The sequence below is a fragment of the Pseudomonas sp. RIT-PI-r genome (genome assembly GCF_001297015.1).
Lineage (GTDB): Bacteria > Pseudomonadota > Gammaproteobacteria > Pseudomonadales > Pseudomonadaceae > Aquipseudomonas.
Genome location: NZ_LIGE01000031.1, coordinates 48,728 through 62,933, shown reverse-complemented (window position 1 = coordinate 62,933; position 14,206 = coordinate 48,728). Strand labels below are relative to the sequence as shown.

15 protein-coding genes, 1 tRNA gene and 1 pseudogene are annotated in these 14,206 nt (G+C 56.9%); 11 read left to right on the top strand and 6 right to left on the bottom strand.

What is annotated here, in order from left to right:
• Nucleotides 1–5 precede the first annotated feature (5 nt).
• Nucleotides 6–1,334 carry a D-arabinono-1,4-lactone oxidase gene (locus AK821_RS18740; RefSeq protein ID WP_161806662.1) on the bottom strand — a complete coding sequence of 443 codons (1,329 nt, stop codon included), beginning with the start codon at nt 1,332–1,334 and terminating at the stop codon, nt 6–8.
• A 76-nt stretch (nt 1,335–1,410) separates the two neighbouring features.
• The gene (locus tag AK821_RS18735; RefSeq protein WP_064391033.1) at nt 1,411–1,764 is read right to left on the bottom strand and encodes a c-type cytochrome; all 354 of its coding nucleotides are present in this window, start codon (nt 1,762–1,764) and stop codon (nt 1,411–1,413) included.
• Between the two features lie 383 nt (nt 1,765–2,147).
• Here AK821_RS18735 and AK821_RS18730 point away from each other — a divergent pair, with 383 nt between their 5' ends.
• The 5 genes from AK821_RS18730 to AK821_RS18710 all read left to right on the top strand — a co-directional run bounded on the left by AK821_RS18730 (nt 2,148) and on the right by AK821_RS18710 (nt 8,306).
• Nucleotides 2,148–3,773: an NADP-dependent glyceraldehyde-3-phosphate dehydrogenase gene (locus AK821_RS18730; RefSeq protein ID WP_064391032.1), complete on the top strand. Its 1,626-nt coding sequence runs from the start codon at nt 2,148–2,150 to the stop codon at nt 3,771–3,773.
• Between the two features lie 130 nt (nt 3,774–3,903).
• Entirely contained in the window at nt 3,904–4,254 is a 351-nt protein-coding gene (locus AK821_RS18725) for a DUF3302 domain-containing protein (RefSeq protein WP_064391031.1), read from the top strand.
• Nucleotides 4,255–4,259: 5 nt separating this feature from the next.
• Nucleotides 4,260–5,219, top strand: a complete 960-nt coding sequence (locus AK821_RS18720) for an HlyD family secretion protein (RefSeq protein ID WP_064391030.1) — start codon at nt 4,260–4,262, stop codon at nt 5,217–5,219.
• A 61-nt stretch (nt 5,220–5,280) separates the two neighbouring features.
• Nucleotides 5,281–6,321 carry an FUSC family protein gene (locus tag AK821_RS18715; protein WP_177330963.1) on the top strand — a complete coding sequence of 347 codons (1,041 nt, stop codon included), beginning with the start codon at nt 5,281–5,283 and terminating at the stop codon, nt 6,319–6,321.
• 83 nt (nt 6,322–6,404) lie between these two features.
• Complete coding sequence (locus AK821_RS18710; RefSeq protein ID WP_064391029.1) at nt 6,405–8,306, top strand: acyltransferase family protein; 1,902 nt, start codon at nt 6,405–6,407, stop codon at nt 8,304–8,306.
• Here AK821_RS18710 and AK821_RS18705 read toward each other — a convergent pair.
• A complete protein-coding gene (locus AK821_RS18705) occupies nt 8,303–9,202 on the bottom strand; it encodes a DMT family transporter (RefSeq protein WP_064391028.1) in 900 nt (299 codons plus the stop codon). The genes AK821_RS18710 and AK821_RS18705 overlap by 4 nt on opposite strands.
• A 149-nt stretch (nt 9,203–9,351) precedes the next feature.
• Between AK821_RS18705 and AK821_RS18700 the strand changes: the two genes are divergently transcribed.
• Nucleotides 9,352–9,789, top strand: a complete 438-nt coding sequence (locus AK821_RS18700) for an Lrp/AsnC family transcriptional regulator (protein ID WP_064391027.1) — start codon at nt 9,352–9,354, stop codon at nt 9,787–9,789.
• Nucleotides 9,790–9,847: 58 nt separating this feature from the next.
• On the top strand, nt 9,848–10,177 hold the full coding sequence (locus tag AK821_RS18695) for a YceK/YidQ family lipoprotein (RefSeq protein WP_064391026.1): 330 nt from the start codon (nt 9,848–9,850) through the stop codon (nt 10,175–10,177).
• Nucleotides 10,178–10,256: 79 nt separating this feature from the next.
• On the opposite strand, the gene AK821_RS18690 is transcribed toward AK821_RS18695, so the two are convergent.
• A complete protein-coding gene (locus AK821_RS18690; protein ID WP_064391025.1) occupies nt 10,257–10,928 on the bottom strand; it encodes a Bax inhibitor-1/YccA family protein in 672 nt (223 codons plus the stop codon).
• A gap of 122 nt (nt 10,929–11,050) precedes the next feature.
• Here AK821_RS18690 and AK821_RS18685 point away from each other — a divergent pair.
• From AK821_RS18685 to AK821_RS18675, 3 genes are all read left to right on the top strand, one after another.
• Nucleotides 11,051–11,138 (top strand) — tRNA-Ser (locus AK821_RS18685).
• Nucleotides 11,139–11,347: 209 nt separating this feature from the next.
• On the top strand, nt 11,348–11,557 hold the full coding sequence (locus tag AK821_RS18680) for a hypothetical protein (RefSeq protein ID WP_064391024.1): 210 nt from the start codon (nt 11,348–11,350) through the stop codon (nt 11,555–11,557).
• Nucleotides 11,558–11,815: 258 nt separating this feature from the next.
• A complete protein-coding gene (locus AK821_RS18675) occupies nt 11,816–12,361 on the top strand; it encodes a DUF4145 domain-containing protein (RefSeq protein ID WP_064391023.1) in 546 nt (181 codons plus the stop codon).
• Between the two features lie 322 nt (nt 12,362–12,683).
• Here AK821_RS18675 and AK821_RS18670 read toward each other — a convergent pair whose 3' ends face one another.
• Nucleotides 12,684–12,914, bottom strand: a complete 231-nt coding sequence (locus AK821_RS18670; RefSeq protein WP_064391022.1) for a hypothetical protein — start codon at nt 12,912–12,914, stop codon at nt 12,684–12,686.
• Between the two features lie 270 nt (nt 12,915–13,184).
• Here AK821_RS18670 and AK821_RS18665 point away from each other — a divergent pair.
• Nucleotides 13,185–13,393: pseudogene (locus tag AK821_RS18665) on the top strand (hypothetical protein).
• A 45-nt stretch (nt 13,394–13,438) separates the two neighbouring features.
• Here AK821_RS18665 and AK821_RS18660 read toward each other — a convergent pair.
• On the bottom strand, nt 13,439–14,176 hold the full coding sequence (locus tag AK821_RS18660) for a GGDEF domain-containing protein (protein ID WP_064391021.1): 738 nt from the start codon (nt 14,174–14,176) through the stop codon (nt 13,439–13,441).
• Nucleotides 14,177–14,206: the final 30 nt, after the last annotated feature.

Below are 14,206 nucleotides of genomic sequence, written 5' to 3'. Positions count from 1 at the left end.
CGTCATCAGCTCACCCCCAGAATCGACGACAAATGCGCATTGAGAAAGCGCCCGTTCGGATCGAGCGCCTGTCGCACATCGACAAACTCACGCCAGCGCGGATACAGCGGCTGCAGGGTTCGCGCGTTGAGCGTGTGCAACTTGCCCCAGTGCGGGCGGCCGTTGTACTTCCAGAAAATCGGCTCGACCGCCGCGAAGAAATTGTGATGATCCATCTGGTAATGCTGGTGCACCGAGATCGAACAGCTGTCGCGGCCCTCGAACATGCTCAGCGGGATATCGTCAGCCTTGACGTAGCGGTACTCGATGGGAAACCAGGTGCGCAGGTCCTTGTCCTGGATCAGCTTGAGAATCTCGCGCAGGCAGGCCGGCCCGTGTTCGGCGGGCACCGAATATTCCATCTCGTTGAAACGCACGGTGCGCACGTTGGCGTAAATGTCGAACGAGTCGCCGATGCGATCATCGAAACTGGCCAGATGGCGCAAGCTGTTGAGCAGCGTGCGGCGCAGGTCGGGGAAGTCGCTGCCGTACTTGTCGATCTTCTCGATCAGGGTGACGAACTCGTTGCCGCCCTCTTCTTCAGGCGGGATCGGCGGCGTCGCCGGTTCGTCGGTTTCGTTTAGGGCGATGGACAAGGCGTAGTCGGAATGGGTGACGACGAGCATTTCCCAGTGCTGGTTTTCGCGGGTGTTCCTGTCGAGGTCTTCGAGCAGTTCTTCGGTCTTGGCGATCCACTGGCGTTCGCGCAGGCGATAGGCCGGGCGGTTTTGCAGGCGGATTTTCGTCGCCACGCCGAGGGCACCGAGGGAAACCCGTGCGGCATTGAATACTTCAGGGTGACGCTGACTGTCGCAGTCCAACACTTCGCCATTGGCGGTGACCAGTTGCAGGCCGCAGACGTGGGCCGAGTAGGACTGGAAGTTTTTCCCGGTGCCGTGGGTCGACGTGGCAATGGCTCCGGCGAGGGTCTGGTAATCGATGTCAGCCATGTTTTGCAGGGCCTGGCCGATGTCTTTCAGTGGCAGGCCCATGCGCGACATCGGTGTGCCGGCGGCGAATTCGGCTTGCAAGGTTTTCCCATCGTGATTGAGCAAACCGTTGAAATAGCTCAGCGACAACAGCGTGCCATCGGTGGGCACCAACGCACTGAAGGAATGCGCCGAGCCGACTGGGCGGATCTTGCCCTGCGCCTGCTGGATAGCGGTCACCAGCTCATCGAGATTTTTCGGTGCCAGCCGCGCTGCTGGCAGGCAACTCTGCCCACCCGACCAGTTGCGCCACGGAATCAACCTTGGTGCGCGCATCAATTGGCCCAATGCCGGATGGCTCGCCAACGCGCTGAACGCGCCGACAATGCTTGCCCGTTGCAACAACTGACGCCGTGTCAGATCCATGGTCATGCCGGGCACCTTACTCTGGGAGGGGCTGGTCGGCCATGAAGCCGATCAATTGCACAAACTGTTCTTGCGAGCATTCGACGCACTGGCCCATCGGCGGCATGCCGTTGTAGCCGTTGATGGCGTGGTCGAGGAGCGTGTCGGTGCCCTGCTGGATGCGCGGTTCCCAGGCCTTGCGGTCGCCGGTCAGCGGCGCGTTGGCAGCGGGGTTGGCGTGGCAGAGCTGGCAGCTGTTGGTGTAGATCTGCGCCAGTGCCGGGTCGTTGGGCATGGCGTTATGGGTGGTGACCGGTGGTTTGGGATCTTCGCCGCAGCCAGGCAGCGCCACGGCCAACGCCAGCATTAGAGTGAGTCGGATTGCCCGCATAACGGCCTCGCTTATTGTTGTGTTCACACCTTAAGGCAGCGGCTGCAACGGGTTGAGGGCATTGCGGGACAGCGAGGGGGGCAAACGGGGCCAGCCCTCTCCCCCGATGATCGTTCCCACGCTCTGCGTGGGAATGCCTCAAGGGACGCTCCGCGTTCCAATGGGACGCAGAGCGTCCCGGGCTGCATTCCCACGCGGAGCGTGGGAACGATCAATCGCTGGCAAGCCAGCTCCCACAGAGTTTGCGGTGTTGCTGCCCGCTCTGCTCTGCGCGTTTGCGTGACATTCGGGTGACATTTGCGGGTTTAAATTGCGGCGCATTCAGGCGTATAACCTGTACAGACTTTTTGATCTGCATGCGGACATCAACACGGGGTAGCGACATGACCACAGCAAACATCCTTGGCAATCTGTTCCCTTCTGTCAGCGACATCCCGGAAAAATACCGCCTCGACGGTCAGGTCGAGCAACGCGAATACCTCGTCGATGGTCAGTTGCGGCGTTGGGACGGCCCGCTCGCCACCGTGCGCAGCCCGGTCTATCTAAAAGGTGAGAATGGCGACGAACAAGTGATCCTCGGCAGCACGCCACTGCTCGATGCCGACACCGCCCTCACCGCGCTCGACGCCGCCGTGCGTGCCTACGACCGGGGCCAGGGCCTGTGGCCGACCATGCGCGTGGCCGAACGTATCCAGCACGTCGAAGCCTTCCTCGGCCGCATGCGCCAACAGCGCGATGCCGTGGTGAAGTTGCTGATGTGGGAAATCGGCAAGAACCTCAAGGACTCGGAAAAAGAGTTCGACCGCACCTGCGATTACATCGTCGACACCATCAATGCACTCAAGGAACTCGACCGCCGCTCCAGCCGGTTCGAGCTGGAACAGGACACTCTCGGCCAGATCCGTCGCGTGCCATTGGGGGTGGCGCTGTGCATGGGCCCCTATAACTATCCGCTGAACGAAACCTTCACCACGCTGATTCCGGCGCTGATCATGGGCAACACCGTAGTGTTCAAACCGGCCAAACTTGGCGTGCTGCTGATCCGTCCGCTACTGGAAGCGTTCCGCGACAGCTTCCCGACCGGTGTGATCAACGTGATCTACGGCAGCGGCCGCGAAACCGTCAGCGCGCTGATGGCCAGCGGCAAGATCGACATCTTCGCCTTCATCGGCACCAACAAGGCTGCCAGCGATCTGAAGAAACTCCACCCGAAACCGCACCGCTTGCGTGCTGCGCTGGGTCTGGACGCGAAAAACCCCGGCATCGTCTTGCCGGAAGTCGATCTGGACAATGCCGTCAGCGAGGCCGTGACCGGTTCGCTGTCGTTCAACGGCCAGCGCTGCACCGCGCTGAAAATCCTCTTCGTCCATGAAGATGTCGTCGACAGTTTCATCGAGAAATTCAACGCGAAGCTGGCCACTCTGAAACCGGGCATGCCGTGGGACAGCGGTGTGTCGCTGACGCCGCTGCCGGAATCAGGCAAGGTCGATTACCTGCACGGGCTGGTCGCGGATGCGCGCAGCAAAGGCGCCGAAGTGGTCAACCCGAATGGTGGCGAATCCCGCGAGTCGTTCTTCTATCCGGCGGTGCTCTACCCGGTAAATCCGCAGATGCGTGTCTATCAGGAGGAACAGTTCGGCCCCGTGGTGCCGATCGTGCCGTACCGTCATCTCGATACCGTGATCGACTATGTGCTGGAGTCGGATTTCGGCCAGCAGTTGAGCATCTTCGGCACCAACCCGGTGGCGGTCGGTCGTCTGGTCGACACCTTTGCCAATCAGGTCGGGCGGATCAACCTCAACGCGCAATGCCAGCGCGGGCCGGACACTTACCCGTTCAACGGCCGCAAAAACTCCGCCGAAGGTACGCTCTCGGTGCACGATGCGTTGCGGGTGTTCTCGATCCGTACGCTGGTGGCAACCAAGTTCCAGGACAGCAACAAGGATCTGATCAGCGAGATCATTCGCGGGCGTGATTCGAGCTTCCTGACCACCGATTACATCTTCTGATCCACGGTCTCCCGAATCGTGAATAAGCAAGAAGGCGAGCCCGTGCGGTTCTGATCCAAAGTCGCCAAGCGCCCGGCAAATCAGTGTCTACACTGATGCCAGCACTGTGCTGGATGCCGGGAGCTTGACCATGCTGGATTACTTTGCGCTAGGGGTTTTGGTGTTTGCCGGGCTCGTACTGTTTTACGGGATCATCGTGTTGCACGACATTCCCTATGAAATTGCCGTTCATCGTAAACACCCGCATCAGGATGCAATCCATGCCACTGGCTGGGTCAGTCTGTTCACGCTGCATGCGCTCTGGCCTTTCCTGTGGATCTGGGCGATGGCCTATCGGGAAGATCGCGGCTGGGGCTTCGGTGACGGTAAATCCGTGCAAAACCATGTCGTTCGCCTGGAGCAACAGGTGATCGAACTGCAAGGACGCCTCGAACGACTCGAAGCGCTGAATGCCACTGCTCCCCACAACCGGGAGGGCTGAACGCCATGGATCTGCTGCTCATCCTGACTTACGCCGCGTTCTGCGTCGCAGTGTTCAAGATCTTCCGTATCCCGCTGAACAAATGGACGGTGCCCACCGCCGTACTGGGCGGCATCCTGATGATCGGCGCCTTGATTTTCACCATGAACTACAACCATCCCTACTCCGAGGTGGCGCGCACTTACTTCGTGTCTGTGCCGGTGATTCCCATCGTCAGCGGCCAGGTGATCGACGTGCCGGTGAAGGGTAACGAGCCGCTGGAAAAAGGCGATGTGCTGTTTCGCATCGACCCTACACCGTTTGAAAACCGCATGAAGTCGCTCAAAGCGCAACTGGTGGCCGCCAAGGGTGATCGCTATCGCATCACCGAACTGATCCGGCGCAACTTCGGCACCCAGCGCGAACTGGACGCCGCCATCGCCCGCACCGATGATCTGCAAGCGCAACTGGATAACGCCCAGTTCGAGCTGGACAACACCACCGTCCGCGCGCCGAGCAAAGGCTTCGTCACCCATGTTTCGCTGCGTCCGGGAATGATGGCGAGCAAGTTGCCGTTGCGTCCCTCAATGGTGTTCATTCCCGAGGAAGGCCAATACTTCGCCGCGTGGATGCGCCAGAACAGCCTCCTGCGCCTGACCGTCGGCGACGAGGCGGAAGTCGCGTTCGACGGCATTCCCGGCAAGGTGTTCGCCGGACGGGTGAAAAACGTCATCGGGGTGATTGCCGAAGGTCAGGTGCAACCTTCCGGCACACTGATCGGCTATACCGGTTCGCCGCCGGCCGGGCGTGTGCCGGTGATCATCGAAATCACCGATCCGGAATTCGCCCAGTACAGCAAGCTAATGCCGGGCGGTGCTTACGGGCAGGCCGCGTTGTACAGTCAGCACTTTCACCACATTGGCACGATGCGCAAAATCCTCCTGCGTATGGCAGCATGGATGAATTACATTTTCCCTTTCCATTGATCTGAAGCCCAATCACGAGAGGCCCGCACTGAGTACTTACAGCACCCATCGACTTCCGCCCTTGCTGCGCCGTGTCCTGCGTCCGTTGCTTGATCCTTATCGACGCTACCGGCACGCGCGGCTGATTCATGCAGTGCGCGTGGCCCTCGGGTTGCTGGCAACGATCCTGCTGACCACCGGCATCAACCTGCCCCACGGTGAGTGGGCCTCGGTGACCATGCTGGTGGTGATCGGCGGTTTGCAGCACCACGGCAACATCGGTAAAAAAGCCGCCGAACGCGCCACCGGCACCTTGATCGGCGCCGGCGTCGGTTTGTTGCTGGTGGCGCAGCAGGCGTGGCTCGGCATGCCGTGGCTGACGTATTTTGCGATGGCGGTGGTCTGCGGTTTTTTTTCTTATCACGCGATTGGCAAAGGGGGTTATACCGCCCTGCTCTCGGCGATCACCGTGTTCATTGTTGCCGGGCATGGCGACAATCCGATCACCGACGGCTTGTGGCGCGGCGTCGACATTCTGATCGGCATTGCCCTCGCTCTGGCCTTCTCTTTCGCTCTGCCGCTGTACGCCGTGTACTCGTGGCGCTACAACCTCGCCGACGCCTTGCGCGATTGCGCCACGGTGTACGGCCGCATCATCAGCGGCCAGGCGGTGAGCGCCGATGAGCATTTGAAGCTGATGAGCCGCTTGGGTGCCGTGATGGTGCAACTGCGTTCGCTGATGCCATCGGTGTCCAAGGAAGTGAAGATTTCCATGACCGAGCTCGATGCCATCCAGCGCAACCTGCGCATGTGCATCAGCACGCTGGAGATCCTCGGCAATACCCGGCCAGACACCAACGACCCACAGGCCATGGCCCATCTGCGAACCGCGTTGAAGTCTGAACACCGACAGATTCGTGTGCAATTGATCGGCATGGCGCGGGCGTTGAAGACCGGTGCATCACAACGGCTGGAGCGCCCGCTGGAATTGCCCGACGCCAGCCTGGATGCACCGGTCTACAGCACGCTGGATGGCTATCGCCTGTTGACCCGGCAACTCGCCGCCAACATCGGCGAGATGCGCCAGCGCCTGGCGCTAACGGCGCCACGCTGGAACATCTGAGCAGCGCCGGATAATTTCCATGTAACAAAGCCGACAGGATCATTACAATGCGCCATCACAGTGGACGTGTCATGGATGCATAAATGCAATTCAGGAAGAATATCAATGCTTTACGGGCGCTTGCCGTTCTCGCGGTAGTGCTTTTTCACTTCAGGATTCCGGGCTTTGACGGCGGTTTTGTCGGCGTTGACATATTCTTCGTAATCTCCGGTTTCCTGATGACGGGGATCATCGTCACGGGTTTGCAGCAACGAAACTTCTCCCTTCTCGGCTTCTATGCATCTCGTGCCCGACGCATCATTCCGGCGCTGCTGACCCTGTGTATCGCGCTGCTGATCTTCGGCTACGTGTACCTGCCGCTGGATGATTTTCGCGAGACGATTCGCACGATCAAGAGCAGCCTGCTGTTCAGTTCCAATTTCCTCTTCGCCAAAGACGGCAATTACTTCGACGCACCGCTGCACGAAAACTGGTTGCTGCACACCTGGTCGCTGTCGGTTGAGTGGCAGTTCTACCTGCTTTACCCCCTTTTGATGATGGGGCTGTGCAAATATTGTGGCGAGCGCACAAGCAAAATCGCCTTGGTCGTGCTGGCGGCCATCTCGCTCGGTGCTTCGGTTTACTTGAGTAAAACCCACCCGGTTTTTGCCTTTTACATGCTGCCCACCCGCGCCTGGGAGATGATCGTCGGCGGTCTGGCCTTTGTTTTTCCTCTGGCTCTCAGCCGCCGCAACAGTGCGCTGTGTGAGGGAGCTGGACTCTTGGCGATCGCCCTCAGCGTTACGTATTTTTCGGAAGAAGATCTTTGGCCGGGTTATCTCGCCCTGCTACCAGTGATCGGTACCCTGCTGGTGATCTACAGCAACCGCCAGTCGCTCTTCAGTCGCAATGAAATCCTGCAATTCACCGGCAGCATTTCCTACTCCGTCTACCTCTGGCACTGGCCGCTGGTGGTGCTTCTGTATCTGTGCGGACTGTTGAGCAGTTGGCCGCATGTGCTGGGCGCCATCGCTCTTTCACTGTTGCTCGGCGCCGTCTCCTACTACTGGGTCGAATCGAAGGTCAGCAGAACAGGTACCGCACCACGCACACTGTTCAAGTTTGCCTCGCTGATCGTCGGCGTCATCGGTTTTTCGGCCGCAACCTCCTCGCTGGTGAAGCAATATCCGGATGCCCGCCTGGCATTTGTCGACCTCGGTCAGCCCGAATACACCAGCAAACTGTATCCACAAGAGTGCTATCCCAACCGCTACGCTGCGGCTGACTGCAAATTGGGCAAAGGCGAAATCTCGGTGATTCTGTTCGGTGACAGTCACGCGCAATCCACCGCTGCCGCCGTACAGATGAGTAATCCGCAAGCCGCACTGTCCTGGTCGCGCGGCGGCTGCCCGCCCTTGCTGAACTTCGAAATGCGCGACAAGGACCTGCAAGACAAATGCCGCGCCTTCAACGATGAAAAGCTGCGCGTGTTGAAGACTGACTTCCCGGGCGTTCCGGTAGTGCTGTTCAGCCGCGCCGCGCTGTATGCCGATCCCGGGAGAAGCAACAATTACCGCATTCACTTTCCGGACAGCCCGCATTCTGGCGATGCAGCTTTTGTCGACGCCTACATCGCCGAATACAGCAAGACCGTTTGCTCGATTGCCGAAAACCACCCGGTTTACATCGTCAGGCCGATCCCGGAAATGCCCTTCAGCGTCTACAAAGGCCTGAATCTTAATCAACGCCTGTTCCGGCAGAACGCCGATATTTCGATCACGCTGAGCGAGTATGAAAAACGCAACAGAATCGCCAACTACACCATTGAGGCAGCCGCCAAACGCTGCCATGCAACGGTGATCGATCCGACGCCGTACCTTTGCCCGGCAGGTACTTGTATGGGGTCCAGGGACGGCGTGGCCTGGTACTTCGATGACAACCATTTGGTGGATGCCGGTAACCAACAGTTGAAAGGTCTGTTCAAGGAACTGATCAAGGCCATTTAGGGCCGCGCAGCCACCGCGGCCCGGGATTTCACGCCCCACCCCTGTTGCATGCCGGCGGCCGCCAGCAGGATCGCTGCCACCCCGAGCCATTGCAGGGTTTCCAGGCGATGGCCAAAGGCAAACCAATCGACGAAGATCGCCGCGATCGGGTAGATAAACGACAGTGCACCGGTCAACGCCGTCGGCAGTTTCTGGATCGCGCCATACAGCAACACATACATCAGGCCGGTGTGGACGATGCCCAGCGTCACCAGACTGGCCCAGGCACCGGGGACTTGCGGCAGCGCAGAAAAGTGCGCAAACGGGGCGAGTAACAACACGCCGGTGCACACTTGAACCAGTGCGATCAGGTGGGGCGGTGTGCCCGTCAGGCGCTTGATGATCAGCGCCGCAATCGCATAGAGCAACGCCGCGCCCAATGCCAGGCCGATGCCCAGCAGGTAGTCGTTGCCGCCCTCGCCTTGCGTACCATGGGCACTGACAATCGCCAGCATGCCGATAAACGAAATCGCCAGCCAGAACAGCTTCTGCAAGGTGATTTTCTCGCCAAGAAACAGCGCCGCCAAACCGACCAGCATGAACGGCTGCACGTTGTACACGGCCGTGCCGATGGCTATCGAAGCGCGCGAATAAGAAGCAAACAACAGCACCCAGTTACCGACAATCGCTACACCACTGAGCACCGCCAGCAAGAACGTCGTGCGGGTCAGGATACCCGGACGCAAAAAGCCGAAGGCCGCGCAAATCAGCAGCAAGGTGCCTGCGCCGAACACACAGCGCCAGAACACCACGTCGAGCACCGGTTGCCCGGACACCAGGACGAACCAGCCGATCGTCCCAGAGATAAGCATGGCCGCAGTCATTTCAAATGTGCCGCGACGGATTGGGTTGTCCATCATCAATCTCCTGAGCATTTGCTGAAAACGTGACAAAAGTATGTCAAGCCCAACCACCTGTTCTCCAGAGTAAAAAGCAGGCTAAACTTAATTTTTGCCTTTTTTATCGAGGGTGGTTTCCCTCAGTGGCCTAATCCTGGAATCAGCTCATGACAGACGATATAGACCAGATCCTCATCAGCGCATTGATGGAAGATTCGCGGCGCTCGCTCAAGGCGCTAGCACAGCTGAGCGGGTTGTCTTCGCCGAGCGTGGCCGAACGTTTGCGCAGGCTTGAAGAGCGCGGTGTGCTCAAAGGTTATACCGTCGAAATCGACCCGAAATGCTTCGGTTACCAGCTACAGGCAATCGTTCGCGTGCGGCCACTGCCGGGGCAATTGCAGGAAGTGGAGCGGCAGATTCTGGCGATTCCAGAGTTTACCGAGTGCGACAAGGTCACCGGCGAGGACTGCTTTATCGCCCGTCTGCACGTGCGCTCGATGGAGCAACTGGACACCCTTCTCGACCGGCTCAATACTCTGGCGGAAACCAATACTGCGATTGTCAAGAAGACACCGGTCAAACGCCGATTGCCGCCGATGGCGTAAGTGCTTTTTCAGCATGTTCGGCGTAGATTGAGGTTTTTCCGGCGAAGGATTGGCGGCAATGAGAATTCAGGCAATGATACTGGCGGCGTTGATGCTAGGCGGTTGCGGGACAGTTCAAACCGTGGTGCGCAATGATCAGGCCGCGGTGGACAGCCTCAAGAAACAGAAGAGTTATTGCGGGGCGGTGCCAAGAATCTACAGCGGCCTCGCCTACGATTTCTGCAGTTTGCATGCCCCTCTGGGCGAAGGCGTGGAGGCCGACGACTACAAAAACGCCGCGATTCCTGTGGTGTTGATCGATGCGGTGATATCCGGGGCACTCGATACTTTTCTGCTGCCCTACACCATCTACAAGCAGCAGGTCGACGGCAGCATCGTGATCAATTAGCCGAGCATGGCCTCACCACTTTCACGCAGACAACAAAAAACCCGCCTAGGCGGGTTTTTCGTTATTTCACAGACTGCGATCAGTCGTCGCGGCTCATGATGCCGAAGATCTGCAACAAGCTGACGAACAGGTTGTAGATCGATACATACAGGCTGATGGTCGCCATGATGTAGTTACGCTCGCCGCCGTGAATGATGGCGCTGGTCTGGAACAGGATGCACACCGACGAAAACAGCACGAAACCTGCGCTGATCGCCAGTTGCAGGCCGCTGATCTGGAAGAAGAAGCTTGCCAGCGTTGCTCCCAGCAACACGAAGAAACCGGCGGTGATGAAACCACCGAGGAAGCTCATGTCCTTGCGGGTAATCAGCACGTAGGCCGACAGACCACCGAACACCAGTGCAGTCATTGCGAACGCCGAGCTGACCACTTCAGCGCCGCCCTGCATGCCCAGATAGCGGTTGAGGATCGGGCCGAGCAGGAAACCCATGAAACCGGTCAGCGCGAATGCGGACACCAGGCCCCACGCGGAATCACGCAGTTTGTTGGTAAGGAAGAACAACCCGTAGAAGCCGATCAGCACCACGAAAATATTCGGGTAGCCAACGCGCATCTGCTGGGCAACGAAAGCCATCACACCGCTGAATGCAAGGGTGAGAGCCAGTAGGCCGTATGTGTTGCGCAGGACGCGGCTAACCTCTAGCTGCTCAGCCTGCACGCCGTTATTAACTGCGTAATCCTGTTCGCGCATGGCGACACTCCTGTTGGTTTGAAACGTTCAGTCGCAAAGATCATAACAGACGCTCTGTAACAAGCCATGCAGAGAGTTTGACAGTGTGTTTCATTCAGGTATTATGGCGCCCGCAACGCAACGGAGGTGTGGCCGAGTGGTTTAAGGCAACGGTCTTGAAAACCGTCGACTGTAACAGGTCCATGAGTTCGAATCCCATCGCCTCCGCCATATTTTGTACCGACAAAGCCCTGATTATTCAGGGCTTTGTCGTTTCTGTTTGATGAGATTTCCGCCGCGCTAGCTGAAGCGTTACAAAACTTTTTGGTCCGCGTTACAAAACTTTCTGCTCGTTCTCCCTTCTCCGGCGTCCTGCCAAACGTAAAACACCCTTCATGTAACACGGTGCTACGCTGGGCTATCTCACGGAGGAACGCCCAATGCCAAATTCTGATCTGCTCCCTTCCCTGCTATTCAAGATCAACGAAAACCAGCTCGCCCTCAAGGCCGCCATCATGGAACTATCCAACTGGGTTGAGCAGCGCGGATCGGCCGATGTCGCCGAGAACGTTCGCGGTGCACTCTGGACAATCGACAAGAACGAAGAATTCATCAAGATGACGCTCGCGGTACTTATGGCTCCCGAATGACAGAAGTCTGTCCAGACCGTCGCACTCGCCCCTAGCACCCCATGCAGGGGACTGAAAAAACCTAATCTGTTGTTTTAAAGGATAAAAGCCATTTTCTTTCATGGCAAAACAACCGATTTTTGTGCTCATGCGAGCGGAAACGTGCGGCGTCCGACGTAGGTTTTGCGCAGAATCCGTCTGCAAAGGCGTCCTACAAAATTTAGACCTAGATATCCTCAAGATGGGATAGCATCAACTGCCATCAGAAGGAGGCGGAACATGTCTTGGGTAAACATAGCGGGGATCGTTTCAAAGCAATTTAAGTGCGGGTTCTGCAACAACACGGTAGCGAGTTCAAGAGGCTATTACTCGTCAGAGAATCAACACATCTATGTTTGCAGCCATTGCTCAAATCCGACGTACTGGGGAAATGGAAAGTCTCAGCTCCCCGGAATTTTGCCTGGCAACAACGTTGCTCACCTCCCCAAAGACCTAGAGTCTCTTTATGACGAGGCTAGACAATGCACGGCTGCTGGTGCATTCACCGGCTCTGTCCTTCTGTGTCGAAAATTGCTCATGAACATAGGGGTTTCTCAGGGGGCGGCCGAGGGAGAGGCGTTCATAAGTTACGTGAACTTTCTCGCGGATGCAGGCTATATACCGCCGAATGGGCGTGGATGGGTCGACCACATCAGAAAAAAAGGAAATGAAGCTACGCACGAGATTGCACTTATGACCCAAGATGACGCACACGAACTCCTAGCGTTTGCAGAAATGCTGATGAAATTTATTTATGAATTTCCCAGTAAGGTTCCCTCCGCTTAACCGTGACTTTTGTGGTGTGGGCAAAAACTGCCCACCACTATGTCAAGGTGACCCCGAATAACTCATGATCCTACAGTTAGTCGACGCGATAATGGAACTACGCATCTCAAATGATCGAAGACGGATTCCGTTGGGGTACATCTCGCCTTATCCCCCCAACACACCACTGATGCAGCAGTATGGGCTGGAACAGTGCATAGGCCACGCACTACGCGGCCCTCAGCATTTAACTGTCTAAAACCATACCGTCATTTATACGCGTTTTAGGTCAGTGAATACGCGGTAGACAGGGTTAGTTTTAGACAGAAAATCAGCCCATTTTCTACACGGTCTTGCCGTCAATCCTCACGCTGGCGGTGCCGGTGTCAGAATTCGGAATCCGCACCTCCACCCGCTTACCCGATTCGGTAGTCACCGTAATGACCACACTCGTGGGAGGCGGCCGCAGATCATCACCGCATATCAGTTCTACAATGTCCTCTCCTGACGCGCTCTCGCCGAACGGATCCCACAAATCGCCGTTAACGAGCGGTGCAGCAACCTTGATTGACATCCCGTACTTCCGCTTGGTTAGGTTTGTAGTCTGACGCTACCAGATGCGCAGGAAATATTCCTGCCTCACACCTGGGAAAGCTAGAGGGGGCGGATTAGCTGGCGTTTTTGGTCTGGGGGGTTTAAAGGGTTTTAGGGGGGTATTTATCCCCTAAAGTCCCCCTCAGAAACACAGAAATGGTACAAAAAGTGGTACGGCATTTTGCATTCCCAGCGCCCAACCAACTCCCGCCTCCCTTGCTGTATATGCTTCATCCCCAGGGGAAAGCAAATGCCTAACTCTGGCCTGCTTCCCTGCCCTAAAAACTCAACGAAAACCAACTGGCGCTAGAGGCAGCCATCATGGAGCTTACGCTTTGGGTCGAGCAACGCGGAGCTACTGAAGTCGGCGGTAATGTCCGCAGCGCCCTGGAGACCATCGATAAAATCGAGGAATTTATCAAGATGACGCTCGCGGTGATGATTGCCGAAGTGACTTAAAAATCGACAGCTTTCTGGGTTCATTCGTACAGCCCACGACCTGTGTCACTGGTCGGTTCGGACCACACAGTTCCTTCCTTGCTTTTTGGCTAAATTTTCAGCTTCGTTGGCTTTCGTCCGGACATCATCAACAGCGAGGTCGCCTGGTTGTGAACAGCAGGTCCCGATAGAGAGAGTAATATTTACATCGATACCATTCACATCAAATCGGCGTGCGGCGGCTTGTTCCAGTAACCTCTTAGCGAAGGCTTCGGACTCCAGCGCACTAGTGTTGCCAAGCAGCACAATGAACTCGTCTCCACCGACACTGTAGCCATAACCCCGCGTTTCAACCAAATCGGCGATAAATATCATGAAGGGTTTAAGCACATATAAGTCCACGATAGTTTCAGTGTGCTCAGTGTTAAGGTCTTTGAAATGATCAATATCGAAGAACAAAAAACCGACGGGTTTACCTAATTCGGTCAAGGCCTGGAAGTCTTGCGCAAGCTGCGTTTCTGCTCTGAGAATCTGGAATTTTCCATACTTTACCGACGATTGTTGCGCAAGAAATTTTGTGGCAGCCATCAAATGGTCGATTGCCCTTAAGAACTCCTTCTGCGAGATATAATTCCGCAACTCAGGTAAAGCGGTGAGATCTCTATGCTTCGAGTTTTTATTTTGTGCTTCCTTAAGTAATCCATTGAACTGAGCTATGAGGGCATTTTCGGCAAGGTAGTCGCCGTTCCCTTTTGCTCGTTCGGCAAGGTCTTCTATACTCGCTCTTAGATCAAAATAACTCATATCTCCCCCCCTGAACACCCACCAATGGCA